Annotated in this window: 20 protein-coding genes; 1 reads left to right on the plus strand and 19 read right to left on the minus strand. The window is 72.2% G+C overall.

The window, feature by feature from the left end; all coding sequences use genetic code 11:
• Positions 1 to 14 precede the first annotated feature (14 nt).
• Complete coding sequence (locus EAH89_RS11705; RefSeq protein ID WP_140883170.1) at positions 15 to 1,481, minus strand: PAS domain-containing sensor histidine kinase; 1,467 nt, start codon at positions 1,479 to 1,481, stop codon at positions 15 to 17.
• 100 nt (positions 1,482 to 1,581) lie between these two features.
• Here EAH89_RS11705 and EAH89_RS11710 point away from each other — a divergent pair, with 100 nt between their 5' ends.
• The gene (locus tag EAH89_RS11710) at positions 1,582 to 2,478 is read left to right on the plus strand and encodes a helix-turn-helix domain-containing protein (protein ID WP_140883172.1); all 897 of its coding nucleotides are present in this window, start codon (positions 1,582 to 1,584) and stop codon (positions 2,476 to 2,478) included.
• 125 nt (positions 2,479 to 2,603) lie between these two features.
• Here EAH89_RS11710 and EAH89_RS11715 read toward each other — a convergent pair whose 3' ends face one another.
• The 18 genes from EAH89_RS11715 to EAH89_RS31955 form a co-directional block, all read right to left on the minus strand.
• Positions 2,604 to 4,190 carry an MFS transporter gene (locus EAH89_RS11715; protein WP_140883174.1) on the minus strand — a complete coding sequence of 529 codons (1,587 nt, stop codon included), beginning with the start codon at positions 4,188 to 4,190 and terminating at the stop codon, positions 2,604 to 2,606.
• The gene (locus EAH89_RS11720; RefSeq protein WP_140883176.1) at positions 4,187 to 4,579 is read right to left on the minus strand and encodes a DoxX family protein; all 393 of its coding nucleotides are present in this window, start codon (positions 4,577 to 4,579) and stop codon (positions 4,187 to 4,189) included. Before EAH89_RS11720 ends, EAH89_RS11715 begins: the two co-directional genes overlap by 4 nt.
• Positions 4,580 to 4,581: 2 nt before the next feature.
• Entirely contained in the window at positions 4,582 to 6,525 is a 1,944-nt protein-coding gene (locus EAH89_RS11725; protein ID WP_241666982.1) for an amidohydrolase, read from the minus strand.
• Positions 6,522 to 6,800 carry a DUF1427 family protein gene (locus EAH89_RS11730; RefSeq protein WP_140883178.1) on the minus strand — a complete coding sequence of 93 codons (279 nt, stop codon included), beginning with the start codon at positions 6,798 to 6,800 and terminating at the stop codon, positions 6,522 to 6,524. Before EAH89_RS11730 ends, EAH89_RS11725 begins: the two co-directional genes overlap by 4 nt.
• A 24-nt stretch (positions 6,801 to 6,824) precedes the next feature.
• Positions 6,825 to 7,475: a hydrolase gene (locus EAH89_RS11735; protein ID WP_140883179.1), complete on the minus strand. Its 651-nt coding sequence runs from the start codon at positions 7,473 to 7,475 to the stop codon at positions 6,825 to 6,827.
• A 74-nt stretch (positions 7,476 to 7,549) separates the two neighbouring features.
• Positions 7,550 to 8,386: an alpha/beta fold hydrolase gene (locus EAH89_RS11740; RefSeq protein WP_206667530.1), complete on the minus strand. Its 837-nt coding sequence runs from the start codon at positions 8,384 to 8,386 to the stop codon at positions 7,550 to 7,552.
• Positions 8,387 to 8,917: 531 nt separating this feature from the next.
• Entirely contained in the window at positions 8,918 to 10,180 is a 1,263-nt protein-coding gene (locus tag EAH89_RS11745) for a TRAP transporter large permease (protein WP_140883182.1), read from the minus strand.
• Positions 10,177 to 10,752, minus strand: coding sequence for a TRAP transporter small permease (locus EAH89_RS11750; RefSeq protein WP_140883184.1), 576 nt, complete (start codon positions 10,750 to 10,752; stop codon positions 10,177 to 10,179). Before EAH89_RS11750 ends, EAH89_RS11745 begins: the two co-directional genes overlap by 4 nt.
• A 1-nt stretch (position 10,753) precedes the next feature.
• Positions 10,754 to 11,749, minus strand: a complete 996-nt coding sequence (locus EAH89_RS11755) for a TRAP transporter substrate-binding protein (protein WP_140883186.1) — start codon at positions 11,747 to 11,749, stop codon at positions 10,754 to 10,756.
• Positions 11,750 to 11,777: 28 nt separating this feature from the next.
• Positions 11,778 to 12,845: a transketolase family protein gene (locus tag EAH89_RS11760; protein ID WP_241666983.1), complete on the minus strand. Its 1,068-nt coding sequence runs from the start codon at positions 12,843 to 12,845 to the stop codon at positions 11,778 to 11,780.
• Positions 12,842 to 13,693, minus strand: a complete 852-nt coding sequence (locus tag EAH89_RS11765) for a transketolase (RefSeq protein WP_140883188.1) — start codon at positions 13,691 to 13,693, stop codon at positions 12,842 to 12,844. Before EAH89_RS11765 ends, EAH89_RS11760 begins: the two co-directional genes overlap by 4 nt.
• 53 nt (positions 13,694 to 13,746) lie before the next feature.
• Positions 13,747 to 14,496, minus strand: coding sequence for an SDR family NAD(P)-dependent oxidoreductase (locus EAH89_RS11770; RefSeq protein ID WP_140883190.1), 750 nt, complete (start codon positions 14,494 to 14,496; stop codon positions 13,747 to 13,749).
• Positions 14,497 to 14,570: 74 nt separating this feature from the next.
• Positions 14,571 to 15,563: a LysR family transcriptional regulator gene (locus EAH89_RS11775; protein WP_140883192.1), complete on the minus strand. Its 993-nt coding sequence runs from the start codon at positions 15,561 to 15,563 to the stop codon at positions 14,571 to 14,573.
• A 335-nt stretch (positions 15,564 to 15,898) separates the two neighbouring features.
• Complete coding sequence (locus EAH89_RS11780) at positions 15,899 to 16,498, minus strand: nitrile hydratase subunit alpha (RefSeq protein ID WP_140883194.1); 600 nt, start codon at positions 16,496 to 16,498, stop codon at positions 15,899 to 15,901.
• Complete coding sequence (locus EAH89_RS33050) at positions 16,499 to 16,867, minus strand: SH3-like domain-containing protein (protein WP_140883196.1); 369 nt, start codon at positions 16,865 to 16,867, stop codon at positions 16,499 to 16,501.
• Positions 16,864 to 17,181: an SH3-like domain-containing protein gene (locus EAH89_RS33055; protein WP_140883198.1), complete on the minus strand. Its 318-nt coding sequence runs from the start codon at positions 17,179 to 17,181 to the stop codon at positions 16,864 to 16,866. The genes EAH89_RS33050 and EAH89_RS33055 overlap by 4 nt, the downstream gene beginning before the upstream one ends.
• Positions 17,182 to 17,232: 51 nt before the next feature.
• On the minus strand, positions 17,233 to 18,399 hold the full coding sequence (locus EAH89_RS11795; RefSeq protein ID WP_140883200.1) for an aminotransferase: 1,167 nt from the start codon (positions 18,397 to 18,399) through the stop codon (positions 17,233 to 17,235).
• A 64-nt stretch (positions 18,400 to 18,463) separates the two neighbouring features.
• Positions 18,464 to 19,003 (minus strand): hypothetical protein, encoded by a 540-nt coding sequence (locus EAH89_RS31955; RefSeq protein WP_140883202.1) that lies wholly within the window; start codon positions 19,001 to 19,003, stop codon positions 18,464 to 18,466.
• Between the last annotated feature and the right edge of the window lie 35 nt (positions 19,004 to 19,038).

Below are 19,038 nucleotides of genomic sequence, written 5' to 3' on the forward strand. Positions count from 1 at the left end.
GCTGCCCGCGGCCGTCAGATCGGCAGCGTGAAGCGGAAGGCCGCGCCGCCGCCCGGCGCCTCCTCGACCCAGAGGTCGCCGCCGTGGGAGTCGATGCAGGCGCGGCAGATGGCGAGCCCCACGCCCATGCCGCCCGGCTTCGTTGAGTGGAAGGGCTCGAAGACCTGGGCGCGCTGCGCGGGCTCGATCCCCGGCCCGGTGTCGCTGACGGTCACGCAGACCACCTCGCCCCGCCGTTGCAGGCCGACCGTGATGTCCCGCCGCCCCGCGCAGCCCGCCATCGCCTGGGCCGCGTTGACGAGCAGGTTGACGAAGACCTGCTGGATCTGGACGAGGTCGCCGGTGATCGGCGGGAGGCCGGGCTCCGCCGTCAGGTGGACGGTGGCGCCCTTCGCCCGGATCTCCGCCTCCGCGAAGAGGTTCGCCTCCCGCGCCGCGCGCACGAGGTCGACCTTGACGAGCTCCATGGCCGCCTCGCCGAAGAAGGAGCGCGTGCGGGCGACCACGTCCCGCGCCCGCGCCGCCTCCGACGCCACGTCCTCGAGGGCGGCCACGGCCTCCTCGACGTTCGGCGCCGGCCGCTTGAGCCAGCGGAGCGCGGCCTGCGCGTTGGCGGTGATCGCGGCGAGGGGTGTGTTGACCTCGTGGGCGATGGAGGCGCTGACGGCACCGAACGCCATGATGCGCGAGGTGCGGGCCAGCTTGACCTCGGCGGCCGCGAGGCGCGCCTGCGCCCGCTTGAACTCCGTGATGTCGAGCGAGGCGACGACGATGTCCGAGAACCCCGCGGCGTTCTCCGGCAGCCGCGCCGTGAAGAGCGTGTCGATCTCGGTGCCGTCGGGGCAGGCGATGTGCGCCTCGGAGCGGAAGTGGCGCTCGCCCCGGCCGAAGGCGACGAGCCACTGCACGAAGGTCTGGTCCGTGGGCGGGAGAAGGCGGTCGAGCGGGCCGACATAGGCGGACTTGTCCGGCGCCCCCGTCTCCTCGAGCGTGAAGGCGTTCACGTCCTTGATGAGCACCTTCGCGAGGATGGCCCGCAGTTCCTCCGGGTGGTCGGCGAAGTGGCTTTCGATATCCGACACGCCCGCGCAGCGCAGCGCCGCCACCGCCGCGCCCGCCGCGCTCCAGTCCTCCCGCCAGAGCGAGATCCCCGCGCGCTCGAAGACCGAGGCGAAGCGCTCCTCACTGGCCTTCAGCGCCGCGAGGGTCCGCGCGGCCATGGCGCCGGCGAGCGCCGCGGCGGCGGCGGCCAGCAGGGCCAGGCCGATCGCCGCCGTCCCCGGCCAGGCGGCCGCACCCAGCGCGGCCAGCGCGGCCGGCGCAAGGACCAGCAGGCCCGCCGCGGTCAGGTCGCGCGCCTTGCCCGGCCAGGGGCGGGCGGGGGCGGCGAGCATCCAGGCCGGCAGGTCCTCGGGCCCAGGGCGGGGGTCCTTCGCGAGGGGCGGCGCAGCGCTCGGCCATCGCGAGAAAACCTGACCCATCCTGCACTCCCTTGCGGCCAACCTAGCCTGCCCCGGCCGGCGCAGCGCCTATACAGGTGTATAACTACCCCCCGCCCGCCATCACCGGCACGGTCGGGCCATGGATCTGCACCGGCACGGCGAGTTCAAGTTCCCGAACGCCGACCTCGTCGCCTCCTCCCGCGGGCGCGGCTGGTCGGGCGTCGCCGCGGAGCTGCGATGCCACGCCGCGGGCGACCTCCCGGCGATCCTGCCGGTGCAGATGGAAATCACCATCGCGACGCGCCGCAGCCCCGGCGCCTTCGTCAGCCGAAAGGGTGCCGGGCTGCGGCAGCGCACCGCGGTGGAGGAGGGGACCATCTGGCTCTGCCCGTCCGGCGTCGGCGAGGACGAGATCAACATCTCTGGCGACCTCCTCGACATCCTGCACGTCTACCTCCCGGACGAGCGCTTTGCGCACCTCGCGGAGCATTACGGCGACGCGCGCATCCGGCCGGACGCGGTCCGCTACCTCGCCGGCCTCGACGACAGCGTCATCCGGCACCTCGGCGCGGCCATCCACCGCGAGCTGCTCGAGGAGAGCTCGGCCGGGCGCATGATGGTGGAGACGGCCTCCCTCGCGCTCGTCGCACGCATCGCCCAGGCCTATGGCCACGACCGCCCGGACGGGCAGCGGACGAGCGCCCCGGTCGCGGCCTGCCCGGAGCGCATCCGTCGAGCCATCGAGTACATCCGCGACAACCTCGACCGCGAGCTGACCGTGGCCGAGCTCGCCGAGGTCGCGTGCCTGAGCCCCTTCCACTTCTCCCGCCTGTTCAAGTCGGTCACCGGCCGGGCCCCGCACGCCTTCGTCAGCGCCGCGCGGCTGGAGGAGGCGCGGCGGCTGCTCTCCCGCGACGCCGTCTCGCTCGCCGAGGTCGCGCACCGCTCGGGCTTCTCCGGACAGTCCGCCTTCAGCACAGCCTTCAAGCGCGCGGTCGGCTGCACGCCCCGTGAGTACCGCCGGCGTAGCAAGTAAGGCCGTTGCTTGGCGCTGAGGGCTGGACGGCGTTGCGCCGGCCCGGCGGCCGCCGGGCCGGCGAACACCGTGCGTGGCGGCGGGACCCGATTCCCGCGACCATCCCCGCGCGTGGACCGGACACCTCATTCCTGGCTGGGCCGGATCGCCAGGAAGTGCCGCACCACGGGCGCCTCGGGCCCGGTATGGAAGGCGCGCGCCGCCGCCTGGATGTCGGCATCGGCCTTTGAAACGCGGTGGTGCTGGCGCAGGTGCTCGGCCCAGGATTCCACCATGAACCACTCGACCAGCTTTTCCGGGTCGGCTGCGTCCTCGGTGATGCCCCAGCCATAAGCGCCGTCGCGCCGCCGTTCCGTGGAAAGGGCATGCAGCGCGCGCAGGAACTCGGCACGCTTTTCCCTCGCCACCGCATACTCGATGAGGATGAGTACGGGACCGCGGTCGTGCGGCACGGGATCAGCGGTCAGCGGCTCCGGCCAGTGCCGGGAGGGGACGAGGTCCGCCTCGCCCACGGGCAGCTTCACGCGGTGGAGCACGAAGGCGACGGCCGCCAGCCCGGCGGCTCCGGCCAGCAGGGCCGTGGGCACCCCCGTCGCCTCCGCCACCGCGCCCCAGCCAAGGCTGCCAAGCGCCATGGCCCCGTTGAAGACCGTGAGGTAGACGGCCAGCGCGCGCCCGCGCACCCAGTTCGGCAGGATGGACTGGGCCGCGCCGTTCAGCGTGGTGAGCGCCACGATCCAGGCGATGCCGAGCAGGAGGAGTGCGGGCAGGGCCAGCCCGCGCGGCGGCGCGAGGGCGAGGGTGGCCATGACGGCGGCGGCGGCGAGGCTGGCGGCGAGCATGAGCCCGTCCGCATCCAGCACGGACCGCAGGCGCGGCAGCAGCAGCGCGCCGCCGATGGCGCCCAGCCCGACCGCGCCGAGCAGCAGGCCGTAGAAGCCGGCATCGCCCCCCAGCAGGTTGCGCGCGACCAGGGGCAGCAGCGCCCAGACCGCGCTCGAGAAGGCGAAGAAGATGGCCGCGCGCAGCAGCACGATGTGCAGTTCCCGGCTGGCGCGCGCGTAGCGCAGCCCGGCCCGGAAGGCGCCGCCGAAGTTCTCCGACAAGGTGTCCTCGGCCTTCTCAGGCCGCTTCCACCAGAGAAGGGCGGCAATGACGAAGACGTAGCTCAGCACGTCCGCGCCGTAAGTGAGCGCGGCGCCGAAGGCCGAGAGCAGCAGCCCGCCCGCCGCCGGCCCGATGGAGCGGGCGATGTTGATGCCGAGCGAGTTGAGCGCGACGGCGCCCTTGAGGTCCTTCGCCGGCACAAGCTCCGGCACGATGGCCTGCCACGCGGGCGCCATCAGCGCCGCGCCAATGCCGCCGACGAAGGTTAGGGCGACGAGGGAGGTGACCGTCATCAGCTCGAGCGAGGAGAGGAGGACAAGCGTTCCGCTGACCGCGGCCAGCAGCACCTGCACGGCGATGAGGAAGCGCCGGCGATCCAGGATGTCCGAGAGCACGCCGGCCGGGATCGCAAGCAGGAAGATCGGCAGCGTGCCGGCGGCCTGGATGAGCGACACGGCCGCCGGACCGGCCGCGAGGTCCGTCACCAGCCAGGAGCTGGCGACGTCGCGCATGAAGCTGCCGGTGTTGCCGAGGATGGTGGCCGCCCAGATCACCGCGAAGGTGGTCTGGCGAAGCGGGGCGAAGGCGCCAGCGGGCGTGCTCACGCAGCGGTCTCCTGGTTCCAAAGCGCGACGAGCAAGAAGGCAGCGGCGAGGCCAAAATGCTCGTAGAAGCTGTTCGCCATCATGAAGCGCTCCATCCCCGGCGGCAGTTCCCAGTAGCGGTTGGCGATGACGGTGGCGGCGAGGGTGAAGAGCATGAGTGCCAGGGCGCCGAGCCCGCGAAGGCAACCGGTGATGACCATGGCGCTGGCAAGGAGTTCCACCGCGATGGTGCCTGCCGCGGCGAAGGCCGGTAGCGGCAGGCCGAAATGCACGGCCTCCGCCACGGCGCCGGGATAGTTCAGCAACTTGTTCAGCCCTCCCTGCAGATAGGCCGCGCAGAGCCCGAGCAGGCCGAGAAGGGTCAGGGCGCGCCGCGCGGCCGGGCTCATGCTCAGAACGCCCAGCAGGAGCAGCCGAGCGCGCCCCAGAATCCCTGGTCGTTCCCTGCCGGGGTGGAAGCGGCCCAGGCACGGGCGTGGTCGTGCCCGTGCACGCCGCAGGAGGCGTCGCAGCAGCGGGCGACCGCGCGAGCGAAGGCGCCCGCAGCGCCCGGTGCCTGCGCGCGTCGGTCCTGGTAGCCGCCGAAGCGCCGCACGGGCGACCAGTCCGGCATGGCCGGCGGAAGCGGGGGCGCGAGCGGGGCGAAATCGCCGCTGCCGTGCACCACCTTGCCGCCGACCATCGTGAGCAGCGACGTCACGTCGCCGATCTCGTCGCCAGTAATGTTGAAGTAGTCGCGGTCGAGAACGGCGAGGTCGGCGAGCTGGCCTTCCGCGATAAGGCCCTTCTTGCCCTCCTCGTTGGAGAACCAGGTGACCTTCTCGGTCATCATCCGCAACGCCGTCTCGCGGTCGAGCGTGTTGCGCTCGGGCGTGAGGCGTAGCCCGCCGACCGTCTTGCCGGTGGTGAGCCAGGAGAGCGCGACCCAGGGGTTGTAGGAGGCGACGCGGCTGGCATCCGTGCCGGCGGAGACCTTCACGCCCATCTCGAGCATCTTCGCCACCGGCGGCGTGGCCTCGGCCGCGCGGGCGCCGTAGCGCTCCACGAAGTACTCGCCCTGGTAGGCCATCCGGTGCTGCACGGCGATCCCGCCGCCGAGGCGCGCGATGCGCTCCAGATTGCGCTCGCTCACCGTCTCCGCGTGGTCGAAGATCCAGTGGAGGTCGCCGATCGGCATCTCGGCGTTCACCTTCTCGAACACGTTGAGCGCGCGGTCGATGGTCTGGTCGTAGGTGGCGTGCAGCCGCCAGGGCCATCGGTTCTGGATGAGAATGCGGACGACCTCCTCCAGCTCCGGTTCCATTTCGGCCGGCATTTCCGGCCGCTCCACCCGGAAGTCCTCGAAGTCGGCGGCGGAGAACACCAGCATCTCGCCCGCGCCGTTGAGGCGGAAGTAGTCGTCCCCCTGCTGGTACTTCGCGCTGCTTGTCCAGCGGAGAAAGTCGTCCTTCTCCGCCTTCGGCTTCTGGGTGAACAGATTGTAGGCAATTCGGACCGTCAGCTCGCCGTCCTCGGCCAGCTTCTGGATCACCTTGTAGTCGTCCGGATAGTTCTGGTAGCCGCCGCCCGCGTCGATCGCGCCCGTCACGCCCAGGCGGTTGAGGTCGCGCAGGAAGTGGCGGGTGGAGTTGAGCTGGTAGTCGAAGGGCAGCGTCGGGCCGCGGGCGAGCGTCGCGTAGAGGATGGTGGCGTTCGGCTTGGCCAGCAGCAGCCCCGTCGGCGTGCCGTCGGGCGCGCGCTGGATCTCGCCCCCCGGCGGGTCCGGCGTGTCCTTCGTGTAGCCCGCCGCCCGCAGCGCCGCGCCGTTAAGCAGTGCGCGGTCGTACAGGTGCAGGATGAAGACGGGCGTGTCGGGTGCCGCGGCGTTGATCTCGTCGAGGGTCGGCAGGCGCTTCTCGGCGAACTGGTGCTCGGTGAAGCCGCCGACGATGCGCACCCATTGCGGCGGGGGCGTGTTGGCCACCTGGGTGCGCAGCATGCCCATCGCGTCCGCGAGGCTGCGCACGCCGTCCCAGCGAAGCTCCATGTTGAAGTTCAGCCCACCTCGGATGACGTGCAGGTGGTTGTCGATCAGCCCTGGGATGAGGCGGCGGCCACCGAGGTCAATCACGCGCGTGGCCGGGCCGGCGGTGGGGAGGATCGTGCGCGCGTCCCCCACGGCGGAGAAGCGCCCGCCGGTAACGGCCACTGCCTCAGGCGCGGGGTTGGCCCGGTCGAGGGTCGTGATCAGGCCGTTGTGCAAGATCAGGTCGGGCGCGGACGCGGCCATGGCAGGGCTCCGGTTGAGGGTGGCGAGGCCGAGGGCGGCGACGCCGCGGCGGGTGAGATCCGTCACGAGCTGGGCTCTCCTTCAAGGCGGTTGCGCGGCGCTGTGCCGTGGCCTGGCAGCTGGTCGAAGATGTGAAGGGCGTTGCTCTCGTGCGCCACGGCCGTGGGCAGGGGATGGCCGGCAACAAGCCGCCGCATCACGGGGACGACCTGCTCGCCGAGCAGGATGCCGAGCAGGCCCAGCAGCGCGATCACCGGGGGCGCCGGCGAGCGCACCCCAAGCAGGCCATAGACCACCCCGACGAGCAGGCCGGCGCCGAGGGACAGCATGTAGGGCTTCATCGCTTCCTCCACGGGGCGCCGCGCTCAGCCCTCGTGGGCGTTGAACATCGTCTTCGCGTAGGTGATGCCGAGGCCGTAACCGCCGCCGTGCCGCTTCGCGACACCGGTCGTCATCTCGTAGGTCTCGCCGCGTGCCCAGTCGCGCTGAAGCTCCAGCAGGTACTGCAGCGCGGTCATCGGCCGCGCGCCCGCCTGGACCATACGTTGCACCGCGCGCTCATGCGCTTCCGCCGACACATCGCCGCAAGCATCGGCGATGAAGTAGACCTCGAAGCCTTGCTCGAGCGCCGAAAGGGCAGGGCCGACGATGCAGACGCCGGTCCAGAGCCCGGCCAGTACGATGCGCGGCTTGCCAATGCGGTTCACCTCCTCGATCACCGCCGCGTCCTCCCAGGTGTTCATGGAGGTACGGTCGAGTAGCGCCTGGCCGGGGAAGGGGGCGGTCACCTCCTCGAACATCGGGCCGGAGAACGATTTCTTCGCGACCGTGGTGAGGATGGTGGAGACACCGAAGCCGGCGGCGGATGCGGCGACAAGGGCGGCGTTGTTCCGCAGTGCCACCGGATCGATGGAGTTCGTCGCGAAGGCCATCTGCGATTGGAAGTCGATCAGGATAAGGGTGTGGTCCGCCGGGTTGAGCAGTGTCTTGCCGGGCGTGGGCGTAGCCTTGAGCACTGGATTGTCTCCGGTCGCCGGGTCGGGGGAGGGATCACGCTCTCCGCGGCGGGCGGAGAGCGTGGCAGCACGGCTCAGCCCCGGATGAAGGCGAGCAGGTCCGGGTTGATGACCTCGGCATGGGTGGTGAGCATGCCGTGCGGGAAGCCCGGGTAGACCTTCAGCGTGCCGTGCGGCAGGAGCTTGATCGACTTCAGCGCGGCGTCGGCGATCGGCACGATCTGGTCGTCGTCGCCGTGCAGCACGAGCGTCGGCACGGTGATGGCCTTGAGGTCCTCCGTCTGGTCCGTCTCGGAGAAGGCCTTGATGCCGTCGTAGTGCGCCTTCGCACCGCCCATCATCCCCTGTCGCCACCAGTTGTCGATGACGCCCGGGTAGACCGTCGCGTCGGGGCGGTTGAAGCCATAGAAGGGGCCGGCCGCGACGTCGCGGTAGAGCTGCGTGCGGTTCTCCGCGACGCCCTTGCGGAAGCCGTCGAAGACCTCCACCGGCAGGCCCTCCGGGTTCGCGGCGGTCTTGAGCATCAGCGGCGGCACCGCCGAGACAAGGACCGCCTTGGCGACGCGGCCGCTGCGGAGCCCGTGCTTCGCCACGTAGCGCGCCACCTCGCCGCCGCCGGTGGAGTGGCCGATATGGACGGCGTTGCGAAGGTCGAGGTGCTCCACCACGGCGGCGGCGTCCGCCGCGTAGTGGTCCATATCGTGCCCGTCGCTCACCTGCTCGGACCGGCCATGCCCGCGGCGGTCATGCGCGACGACCCGGTAGCCGTTCGCGAGGAAGAACAGCATCTGCGTGTCCCAGTCGTCGGCGGACAGGGGCCAGCCATGGTGGAACATGATCGGTTGGGCGTCCCTCAGGCCCCAGTCCTTGTAGTAGATCGAGGTTCCGTCGGGCGTGGTGACGCTGGCCATTTCGCGGCGCTCCTGCTGCGGGAAAGATTGACGGCTGGGCGGACGCTGCGCCCTGGCGGGAAGGGTGGGCAGGGCGGCGGGGCCGGCCGCACCGAGGACGAGGGACCGGCGGGTTGCCGCCACGGCCTGGGCGCCGGTCATGCGCGGCCCTCCCGGCGGGCCGGGATGCGCGGCCGCGACAGGCCCTTTGCGCGGACCGCCGCGGCGGGCCTGCCTGCCCGCGGAGGTTGGGGAATGGGCACCCCCGCGCAACCGACAAGTTCCTGCCTCCGCATCTCGGCTCTCCTGCCAGCCCGGTGGAGCGGAGCTTGGGGGAAGGCGCGCGCGGTCGTCTTTCGATATCTTGCTCAGGACTTGCGGAGCCTTGCTCTTCCGCGTGCGGCGGGAGGCAAGTGGCCGGACTACGCCGGAACGGCGCCCCGGGCGGGCCTGAGGCTCGCCCCGCCGCCGGCGATCAAGAACGCGTCGAGCGCGACGATGTCCTCATCGCGCTCGGCCGGGTAGCGCGATAACCGCCCCGCCGCCTCCTGCTCAGAAACGGATCGTGAGGGCGGGCACGTAGCTGACGAGCGCGAGGAGCCCGATCGCGACCCAGAAGAAGGGCCAGAGCGCCCGCACCGTCTCGCTCATCGAGCTTCCCGCGATGGTGGACGAGATGAACAGCGTCGTTCCCACCGGCGGCGTGTAGAGGCCGATGCCGAGGTTGATCACCATGATCAGCCCGAGCTGCAGCGGGTCGAGCCCGATCTGCCCGGCCAGCGGCACGAAGATCGGCGCCAGCAGCAGGATGGCGGGAGCGAGGTCGAGCGGCCCGCCGATGGCCAGCATGATGATGTTCATCGCGAGGATCACCAGCCAGGGCGAGTGCAGCGTGGAGGAGACCCATTCGGCGAAGCGCTGCGGCACCTCGTCATAGGTCAGGATCCAGCTGGCGGCCGCGCTGCCCATGATGACCATCATGACGATGCCCGTCGCGATCCCCGCGTCGATCATCGCCTTGTAGAACCGTGCCCAGGAGAGGTCGCGGTAGAGCACCAGGCTTGCGACCAGCGCGTAGACCACCGCCATCACCGCGATCTCGGTCGGCGTGGCGAAGCCGAAGCGCAGGGCGACGAGGATGAGCACGGGAAGGATGAGGGCGGGCAGGGCGAAGAAGCCCAGCCGCGCCAGGCGGCGCAGGTCCAGCGGCGGGGCCTCCGCGCGGATGTTGAGGCCGCGCGCCTTCCACCAGCACACGCCCACGAAGCCCACGGCCATGAGGATGCCGGGCAGCACGCCCGCCATGAAGAGGTCGCCGATGCTGACGCCGCTGACCACCGCATAGAGGATCATCGGGATGGAGGGCGGGATCAGGATGTCGATCACCGCAGAGGTCGCGTTGTTCGCGGCGCAGAGCCCGGCTGGGTAGCCCTGCCGCTTCTGCCAGGGGATGAGCACCGAGCCCAGCGCGCTCGCGTTGGCCACCGCGCTGCCGGAGACGCCGCCGAACACCACCGAGCCGACCACGGTCGTGGAGAGCGCGCCGCCGCGCACCCGCTGCATGATCTCGCCGGAGAAGCGCAGCAGCTCCTCGCCGAGCTTGCCCTCCATGATGAGGGTGCCCGCCAGGATGAAGAAGGGCAGCGCCAGCATCGGGAAGGACTGGGTCTGCTGGTAGACCTGCTGGGCCACCAGCATGAGCGGCATGTCGCTGCTCCAGAGCAGGGCGACACCCGAGGCGATGACGAGGGCGTGCGCCACCGGGATCACCGCGACCATGAGCAGGGTGAAGGCGACGATCAGGGCGAGGCTCATGTCGGGATCTCCTCGGGGCTCGGCGTCGGCAGGGCTTCCGGACCCGTCAGGGCGATGCGGATCCCGATGGTGACGGTCCCGACCGCGATCAGGACGCAGCCGGCGGCGATGGCCCAGTAGCCGTAGCTCCCGGCCAGGCCGAGGGCGGGGCTGCGCTCGATGGCCACGATCTCCGCGACCTGCAGCGCCTGCTGGCAGAGGATGGCGTAGGCCAGCACCACCAGGGCGTGCCCCGCGAGGAGGACGGCGCGCCGGCCCTCCCGCCCGAGGAAGCCCATCAGCCACTCCACCGCGATATGGCCGCCCCGCTGCACGGCGAGGGCGACCCCCGCCATGATGAACCAGGGGAAGAGCTGCTGCGGCACCTCCTCCGCCCAGTCGAAGCCGCCGGCCGCCAGCACGTAGCGGGCGACGACGTTGGCCGACATGACCACCATCAGGGCGGTGCCGGTGAGGAGGATGACACCCTGGCACAGGAGGGCGACGCCGCGATCCACCGCGAGGGTGAGCGCGATCAGCGCGCCGCCGGCAGTCCCCCCGGCTGGGGGCGGGCTCGCGGAGAGGGTTCCCATCTCACGCCGCCGCGGTCCGCAGGCGCTTGACGAAGTCGCCGAAGGGCCGCGCCTCCCAGCGATCGGCCACCGCGGCGGTGGCGGCGCGGAACGGGCCCTGCTCGACCGCGTTCACGGCGATGGCGGGGTTGGCGCGGAACTCGACGAGCAGCTTCGCGTCGATCTCCTGCGACAGGCGGCGCTGCTCCGTGGCGGCCTCCTTCGCGGCCTCCTGCAGCAGGGCCCGGTCCTCGGCGCGGAGCCGCCCCCAGGCGATGCGCGAGGCGAGGACGGGGTTGCACTCCCACTTGTGACCGGTGAGGGAGACGAAGCGGTTCACCTCGTAGAGCTTGGAGGACTGGATGTTGGCGAGCGGGTTCTCCTGCCCGTCCACCACGCCCTGCTGCAGGGCGACGTAGAGCTCGTTGAAGTTGATCTGCTGCGTCGCGGCGCCGAGCGACTGGAAGATGTCGATGGTCATGGGATCGGGCGGCGTGCGCAGCTTCAGGCCGCGCAGGTCCTCCGGGCGGTTGATGGCGCGCTTGCTGTTGCTCGTGTGGCGGATGCCGTTGTCCCAGAAGCCGAGCGAGACGAGGCCGACGCCCTCGAAGCGCTTCGCCAGCTCCTCGCCCACCGCCCCGTCCACCACGCGGTAGGCGGCGGCCGGGTCCGCGAAGAGGAAGGGCAGGCCGAGCGCGGCCAGCTCCGGCAGCACCGCCGAGGAGGCGCCCTGGCTGTTCACCGAGAGGTCCAGCGTGCCGGTGCGGAGCGCGGTCAGCATCGCGGCGTCGTCGCCGAGCTGCGCGGAGCCCGCGACGCGCATCTCGATGCGGCCGTTGCTCCGCTCGCGCAGCCGCGACGCCATGCGCTCGGCCGCGAGGCTCCGCGGGTTGCCGGGCGCGGCGCCGTGGCCGAGCGTAAGACGCACCTGGCCCTGCGCCCGCAGCACGGACGGGGCCGCGAGGAGGCCGGCGGCGCCGAGAAGGGCGGCGCGGCGGGTGGTCCTGGACGGGGTCATTCTTTTCCTCCGGTTCTTGTTGCTTGCGTCAGGGGCGACGGTGCTGGAGCCACCCGCGAAGGCTCCGCGCCATCGCCTCGGCCGAGATGCCGTAGCGGTCGTGAAGCGTCGGCAGGGCGCCGGCATCGAGGAAAGCGTCGGGGAGGGCGACCTGCCGGAAGAGCGGCGGCGCCACGCCGTTGCGCAGCAGCGCCCCGGCCACGGCCTCGCCGAGCCCGCCGATGACGGAGTGGTTCTCCGCGACCACGACCGCCCGGCCCGCGCGCGCGGCCTCGCGCACGATGGTCGCCTCGTCGAGCGGCTTGATGGTCGGCGAGTGCAGGACGGCGACCGCCACGCCCTCCGCCTCGAGCAGCTTCGCGACCTCCAGGGCGCGTATCGTCATCAGGCCGGAGGAGACGACGAGCACGTCCGCCCCGTCCCGCAGCAGCTTCGCGCGGCCGAGCTCGAAGCGGTAGTCGTACTCGTCGAGCACCATCGGCACCTTGCCGCGCAGCAGCCGCATGTAGACCGGGCCGTCATGCGTCGCGATCGCGTGGGTGGCCTGGGCGATGTCCAGCGCGTCGCAGGGATCGACAATCGTCAGGTCCGGCATGCCGCGGAAGATCGCGACGTCCTCGGTCGCCTGGTGGCTCGGGCCATAGCCGGTCGTCAGGCCGGGAAGGGCGCAGCAGATCTTGACGTTCAGCCCCTCCTCGGCGATCGCCTGGCTGATGAAGTCGTAGGTGCGGCGTGAGGCGAAGACGGCGTAGGTCGTCACGAAGGGCACGAAGCCCTCGTGCGCCAGCCCGGCGGCGGCGAGCATCAGGTTCTGCTCGGCCATGCCCATCTGGTAGTAGCGGTCCGGGTAGGCAGCGCCGAAGACGTGCAGGTCCGTGTACTTGCCGAGGTCCGCGGTCATGCCGAGGATCTCCGGCCGCTCCCGCGCCGCCTCGACGAGGGCGTGGCCGAAGGGCGCCGCCTCGGTCCGCTGCCCCTCGGCGGCGATGGAGGCGATCATGGCCGAGGTGGTCAGCCGCGGCCGCGACGGGTCGGCCGCGGCCATGGCCGTGCCGATGGTGCCGGCCCGCCAGGGGCCCCGCTTGACGCGCTTCATGCCGTCCTCCCCGCGTCCACCGCCTCGATCGCCAGCGCCCATTCGTCCGCCTCCACGCGGATGAAGTGCGACTTCTCCCGCGCCTCGAGGAAGGGCACGCCCTTAGCCATGCGCGTGTCGCAGATGATGACGCGGGGCTTCGGCTCGGCGAGGTGGCGCGCCGCGTCGAAGGCGCGCACGAGGGCCGGGATGTCGTTGCCGTCCACGCGCTGGACGTGCCAGCCGAAGGCCTCCCACTTGGCGGGAAGCGGCTCGAAGTTGAGGACGCCCGTCGAGACGCCGTCCGCCTGCATGCGGTTCACGTCGACGACGCAGATGAGGTTGTCCAGGCGCCAGTGCCCCGCGGACATCGCGGCCTCCCAGGTCGGCCCCTCGTCCAGCTCGCCGTCCGACATGAGGTTGTAGACGAAGCGGTCGGAGCCCTTGCGCTTGAGGCCGAGCCCGATGCCGACCGCGATCCCGAGGCCGATGCCGAGCGACCCGCCGCTGATCTCCATGCCCGGCGTGTAGCTGGCCATGCCCGACATCGGCAGGCGGCTGTCGTCCGTGCCGTAGGTCTCGAGCTCGTCCTGCGGGATGACCCCGGCCTCGATCAGCACGGCGTAGAGCGCGATGGCGTAGTGCCCGATCGAGAGGAGAAAGCGGTCGCGCCCCTCCCAGTCCGGCTCCTCCGGGCGGTAGCGCAGCGCGTGGAAGTAGGAGACGGCCAGCACGTCGGCCACGCCGAGCGCCTGGGCGATGTAGCCCTGGCCCTGCACCTCGCCCATGCGCAGCGCGTTGCGCCGGATGCGCCAGGCGCGCTCCTCGAGCGCCGGCGCGTTGGCGCGTGTCGTCGTTCGCGCTTCCATGTCGCGTTTCCTTCCCTTGTTGGCACAGAGGCGGCCCGGCCGCCGCGCGGTCCCTAGTGGATCAGCATGCCGCCGTTGACGTCGATGACCGCGCCCGTGACGTAGGAGGACAGGTCGGACGCCAGGAAGAGGTAGATGCGCGCCACGTCGATCGTGTCGCCCAGGCGGTTCAGCGGGATGCCCTTGAGGATGTCCGCCCGCATCTCGTCGGTCAGCTTGCCGCCGGTGATGTCGGTCTGGATGAGGCCAGGCGTCACGCTGTTCACGCGGATGCCGTCCGGTCCCAGTTCGCGCGCCATCGCCTTGGCGAGACCCAGCACGCCCGCCTTTGCCGCGGAGTAGTGCGGGCCGCCGAAGATGCCGCCGCCGCGCTGCGCCGAGACCGAGGACATGCAGGCGATGGAGCCCTGCCGGCGCTCGCGCATGTGCGGGATGAAGGCCTGGCTGAGGAGGAGCACGCCCGTCATGTTGACGTCGACGATGCGCCGCCAGTCCTCCGGCCCGATCTCCATCGTCTTCATGGGCTGAGAGATGCCGGCGTTGTTGATGAGGATGTCGACCTGCCCGAGGGCGGCGATGGCGCGTTCCGCGGCCTGCCGGCAGCTGGCGGGGTCGGCGACGTCGCAGGCAAGGCCGGCATGGTCCGGGCCGAGTTCCGCCGCGGCCTGGGCGGCGCCCGCGCCATCGAGGTCGAGGATGGCGACCCGCGCGCCGTGCTCGGCAAAGAGCCTCGCCGTAGCCCGCCCGATGCCCCGCGCGCTCGCCGCGCCGGATATCACGGCCGTTTTGCCCTTGAGCAGCATCCGACGTCCTCCATCATTCGTTGATGGGGTTGTGAGATGTCCGGCGGTTCATCGACAAGCGAGAAATTTGCGCCTTATGGTGAACTGATTTCACCTTTCCTTGGCGAAGCCGGGCTATCCGACGGGCGGCTTCCGGGCGCCGGCCGGTTCGCCTCGTCGAGGCCGACGTCGAGCTCCAGCTCCCTCCCGAGCCATCGCAGGAAGAGCACCATTGATCGGGCGTAGCGGCGCGTGGCCGGGTAGATGAGCCAGTGCCCGGTGTAGACCACGTCCTCGCAGGTCCCCTCCAGCGGCCGCACCAAGCGGCCGGAGGCGAGCTCGCGTTCCGCCAACATGGTGGACTCCAGCGCCACGCCGAGGCCGTCCGCCGCCGCGCTGATGGAGATAAAGCTCCGGTCGAAGCGCGGCCCACGCGGTGGCGGCGCCGCGAGGCCGTTGGCCGCGAACCAGGCGGGCCAGCGCACGCGCTTGTTGTCGCTCTCGATCAGCGTCTGGCCGAGGAGATCGCGCGCGTCGCGGATCATCGGCGCGAGGGACGGGGCGCAGAGCGGCGTCACCACCTCGGTGCCGAGCGGCAGCACGACCAGGCCCTGCGGCCCGGCGCTGCCGAGGAAGTCGGAGGACGGCGCGCCATAGACCACGTCAGCGTCGAACTCGTCGGCCAGGAAGCGCGTGTAGTCCGTGCCGGCCGAGATGCGCAGCTCCAGCCCCTCGCAATCGGTGAGCAGCCGCCCGAGCCGCGGGACAAGCCACTGCGCGGCGAAGCTCGGCGCGCTGTGCAGCTTGAGAAGCTCGGGCCGCCGCGCGGCGACGCTGCTGATGCCGAGCTGCAGCTCACCGAAGCCGCGCTCCACGTGCCGGATCAGCGTGTCGCCCTCGGGCGTGAGCCGCACCGAGCGCCCCTCCCGCTCGAAGAGCACCGTGCCGAGGTCGCGCTCGAGCGCGCGGATCGCATGACTGACCGCGCTCGGCGTCAGGCCGAGATCCTCCGCCGCGCGCCGGAAGGACCCGGTGCGCGCGGCGGCCTCGAAGGCCCTTAGGGCGCTGAGCGGAAGGTGGTGGGACACGGCGGGCCGGCGATGTGGTCCGCCCATTGAGGCGGTCGGGGCCGCCCGCGGCAAGGGGCGGCCGCCTTGTGATGGACGCCATCATGGCGCTTGAGGTTCGACTGGCGCCGGGCCAAGACGCCCCAGGCCAGGGTCGCCGTCGCCCGCCTAGCCCTCCGCCAGGCCCCTCTACGTCAGACAGGGCTGACCAGGGTTTACCGCCACGGCCGCGAGGCCGGACCGCGCGATCCACGCGCTCCCGGCCGACGGCCCCCTCCTGAGATACCGCCACGACGGCGCCGGCCATGGAAGAACCCGATTGGGCCGAGGCTCGCCCGCGTCGGCACGGCCCGCGGTCAGGCGGCCTCGGTCGACGGCACTCGCGGCAGCGCGACGCCGACCAGCACGTCGCGCGTGACGATGCCGGCAAGGCGGTCCTCGGACCATCCCTCGGTCCCGGCCGGGCGCAGGGGCAGGACCATCCAGCGGTAGTCGGCGGTGCTGTCCACGACGCGGACGTCCGTGCCCGCGGGGAGCGCCGTGCCCCATTCCTCCAGCACGCCGCGCGGGTCCCGGACGGCGCGGGCGCGGTAAGCGAAGCTCTTGTACCAGTGGGGGGGATAGCCGAGCACCGCCCGCGGGTAGCAGCTGCAGAGCGTGCAGACGACCAAGTGGTGCCGCCGCGGCGTGTCCTCGAGCACGCCGAGCGGCGGCGCGCCGGCCATGGAGACGCCCATCGCCTCGGCCGCGGCCCCGCCGTCGGCGAGCAGCAGCCGGCGCCACGCGGGGTCGAGCCAGGCGCGGGCCACCATGCGGGCGCCGATCTCGGGGCTGGCGCGGTCGGTCTGGGCCTGGCGCTCGGCCAGCTCCTGCTCGGTCAGGAGGCCCCGCGCCTTCAGGGCGCCGATCAGCGCCTCCAGCCGGGCGGGTGAGTCGGGGCGGGCAGGGGTGCTCATTCAGGCGCTCCTCTTCGCGGTCCCGTCGGGCTCGAGCCAGTGCTCGAAGAGCTCGACCAGCACCTCGTCGCCCGGATGGCCCTCGTGCCAGATCGGCGGCTGCTCGAACAGGACGTGGTAGAGGGCCCGCGCCGGCGCCGGGTGCCCGAAGGCGAGCTCCTCCGGGTTGGCGAAGCGGCCGAGCAGGCGCTGAACCGTGCCGACGCGGCCCCGCAGGTAGTGCGGCGTGCGGATGTGGCAGGGCCCCCGGCGCTCGGGCCAGTCGTCCCGGACCCGAACGCGCTCGCCGGGCCCGAAGCGCGGCGCGGCGGGGGCGGGCTGCGGCGCCGGATCGGAGGCCGCGGCGCTGGTGCCCTCGGCCGGGGTCACCGCAGGTCCCCTTCCGCGACGACCCCTTTCTCGACCATCAGCGCCGTCATGGAGCGGAGCCAGCGCTCGTAGTAGGTGAGCGCCAGGTACTCGCTTTCCGGGATGGCCTCGATGCCGCGGCGGAGCTCGTCCACCGTCATCAGCCCCTTCTGCGCGAGAAGCTGGCGCAAGGCGTCCACGCGCTTGCCGAAGTCGTCCGGCGGCGCCTCGTCGCGCTCCACGGCCGTGCAGCGGAAGCGCGAGGCGCCGCCCATGTCGTGCGTGGCGGGGATCGGGGCCTCGGCCGGGGGCGGGGCGCTGGCGGCATCGCTCATGGCGGAAAGGCTAGGACGGAGGGCGGCGGGCGTCCACTCGCCCGCCCACCCTCAGGGCGTCGCTGCGCGGAGGCGCTCGACCATGCCGTCGATCGCCGCGGCGTCGACGTTGGCGAAGGCGATGCGCAGGTGCGCCTCCTCGCCGGCGAAGGCCGGGCCGGGCAGGCACATCAACCCGTGCTCCTCCGCCAGGTGGCGCGCCACCTCCCAGGCGGAGGTGCTGCCGAAGGGGTGGCGGACATAGGCGAAATAGGCGCCTAGCGCCTCCAGCCGCCAGCCCGGCAGCCGGGCGAAGGCGGTCCGGACGGCGGCCGCGCGCTCGTTCATCTCCGCCCGGTTCGCCGCGCGCCACTCCGCCAGCGCGCCGAGGCCCCAGGCGACGGCGGCCTGCCCGGCGCGGGAGGCGCAGATCTGCACGCAGTCCATCACCTTGCTGAGCTCGGCCAGGAAGGGGGCCGGCGCGGCCACGGCGCCGAGCCGGTGGCCGGGGACCGCGAAGGACTTCGAGAAGCTGTAGAGCTGCACGAGGTTGTCCGGCCAGGCGCCGCCCTCGGGCAGGTCGTGCAGGCGGTCCTGCCCGGGGGGTAGGAAGTCGCGGTAGGTCTCGTCCAGCACGAGCCAGATCCCGCGCTGCCGGCAGAGGTCGTGGAAGCGCCGGATGACCTCCGCCGGGTAGACCGCCCCGGTCGGGTTGTTCGGCGTCACCAGCACGATCGCGCGGACCCGCTCGTCGATCAGCGCCTCCGCGTCCTCCGGGTCGGGCACGAAGCCGGACTGGGAGCGGCAGGGAAGGGGGCGCGCCTCGATCCCCAGCATGTCGAGCGTCATGCTGTGGTTGAAGTACCAGGGCGTGGGCAGCAGCACCGCGTCCCCGCGCTGCGCCAGCGCCGCCATGACCACGAAATAGGCCTGGTTGCACCCCGCGGTGATGGCCACGTCCTTCGCCGAGAGGTCGCCGCCGTAGATCGCGCCGAGATGGGCGGCGTAGGCCTCGCGCAGCGCGTCGTCGCCGGCGATGGGGCCGTAGCGGGCGGCGTCGGGGCTCCCCGCGGCCTCGGCGAGCCGCGCGAGCATCGCGGGCGGCGGCGGGTAGGCCGGGACCGCCTGGCAGAGGTTCAGCAAGGGGCCGCGCGATCCGTCATAGCGGGCGCCGCAGGCCTGGATCTCCGGGATGGGCGGGGTTCCGGTGTCGAGGACGAGGGGGTTTAGCGGCGGCATCGGGTACCCTGCTGAAAGAACGGACAACGCACGAGGCGCGATGTGGTGCACCCGGGGCGCCGCACTACCCGGCGGCCTCGCGGATGCGGCGGAGGTGCAGCTCCCCCTTCGCCCCCCAGCCGCGCGCGTCCGGGGGCACCTCCGGGCGGAACGCCTCGTAGAGGCGGAAGCCCTCGCGGTTCAGCCTTTCGGGGTCCAGCGAGGCGGCGAGCGCCTCCAGGGCCTCGCGCGCCTCGCCGAGGCGCGGCCCGAAGGCCTTGGCGACATAGGCCCGGGCGGGGGCGGCCGGGGTCGGCGCCTCCCCGCCGGAGGCGGCGAGGAGCGTGCCCGCCGCGTCCCGCACCACCGGCACGTCCCGGCCGAGGAGCCGCACCGTCTCGTGGCGGGGCGCCAGGGGCGCGCGGGCCTCCTCGGGGTGCGATTCCGTGATGCCCAGGCGGCGGGCCTTCGCCCGCGCGGCGGTGCCGGCGACGTGGCTGGCCAGGCTCAGCGCGGTGTCGGGGGGATGCCCTAGGCGCTCCGCCACCACGGCCGCCCAGAGGGTGAGGACGGGGGCGCGGTTCACGCGCAGCGGGGTGTCCGGTCCGGCTTCGGGTCTGGGCATGAGGGGTCCTCGTCTGGCGCGTCGCGGGGGAAACG

The organism is Muricoccus nepalensis, from assembly GCF_006438825.1.
Lineage (GTDB): Bacteria > Pseudomonadota > Alphaproteobacteria > Acetobacterales > Acetobacteraceae > Roseomonas > Roseomonas nepalensis.

Coding starts and splice junctions, on each gene's coding strand:
- EAH89_RS11760 (WP_241666983.1), bottom strand. CDS start 12,845: ATGAAGCGCGTCAAGCGGGGCCCCTGGCGGGCCGGCACCATCGGCACG.
- EAH89_RS11740 (WP_206667530.1), bottom strand. CDS start 8,386: ATGGCCAGCGTCACCACGCCCGACGGAACCTCGATCTACTACAAGGAC.
- EAH89_RS11755 (WP_140883186.1), bottom strand. CDS start 11,749: ATGACCCCGTCCAGGACCACCCGCCGCGCCGCCCTTCTCGGCGCCGCC.
- EAH89_RS11765 (WP_140883188.1), bottom strand. CDS start 13,693: ATGGAAGCGCGAACGACGACACGCGCCAACGCGCCGGCGCTCGAGGAG.
- EAH89_RS11745 (WP_140883182.1), bottom strand. CDS start 10,180: ATGAGCCTCGCCCTGATCGTCGCCTTCACCCTGCTCATGGTCGCGGTG.
- EAH89_RS31955 (WP_140883202.1), bottom strand. CDS start 19,003: ATGCCCAGACCCGAAGCCGGACCGGACACCCCGCTGCGCGTGAACCGC.
- EAH89_RS11720 (WP_140883176.1), bottom strand. CDS start 4,579: ATGAGCCCGGCCGCGCGGCGCGCCCTGACCCTTCTCGGCCTGCTCGGG.
- EAH89_RS11750 (WP_140883184.1), bottom strand. CDS start 10,752: ATGGGAACCCTCTCCGCGAGCCCGCCCCCAGCCGGGGGGACTGCCGGC.
- EAH89_RS11730 (WP_140883178.1), bottom strand. CDS start 6,800: ATGAAGCCCTACATGCTGTCCCTCGGCGCCGGCCTGCTCGTCGGGGTG.
- EAH89_RS11780 (WP_140883194.1), bottom strand. CDS start 16,498: ATGAGCACCCCTGCCCGCCCCGACTCACCCGCCCGGCTGGAGGCGCTG.
- EAH89_RS11705 (WP_140883170.1), bottom strand. CDS start 1,481: ATGGGTCAGGTTTTCTCGCGATGGCCGAGCGCTGCGCCGCCCCTCGCG.
- EAH89_RS11795 (WP_140883200.1), bottom strand. CDS start 18,399: ATGCCGCCGCTAAACCCCCTCGTCCTCGACACCGGAACCCCGCCCATC.
- EAH89_RS11710 (WP_140883172.1), top strand. CDS start 1,582: ATGGATCTGCACCGGCACGGCGAGTTCAAGTTCCCGAACGCCGACCTC.
- EAH89_RS33055 (WP_140883198.1), bottom strand. CDS start 17,181: ATGAGCGATGCCGCCAGCGCCCCGCCCCCGGCCGAGGCCCCGATCCCC.
- EAH89_RS11770 (WP_140883190.1), bottom strand. CDS start 14,496: ATGCTGCTCAAGGGCAAAACGGCCGTGATATCCGGCGCGGCGAGCGCG.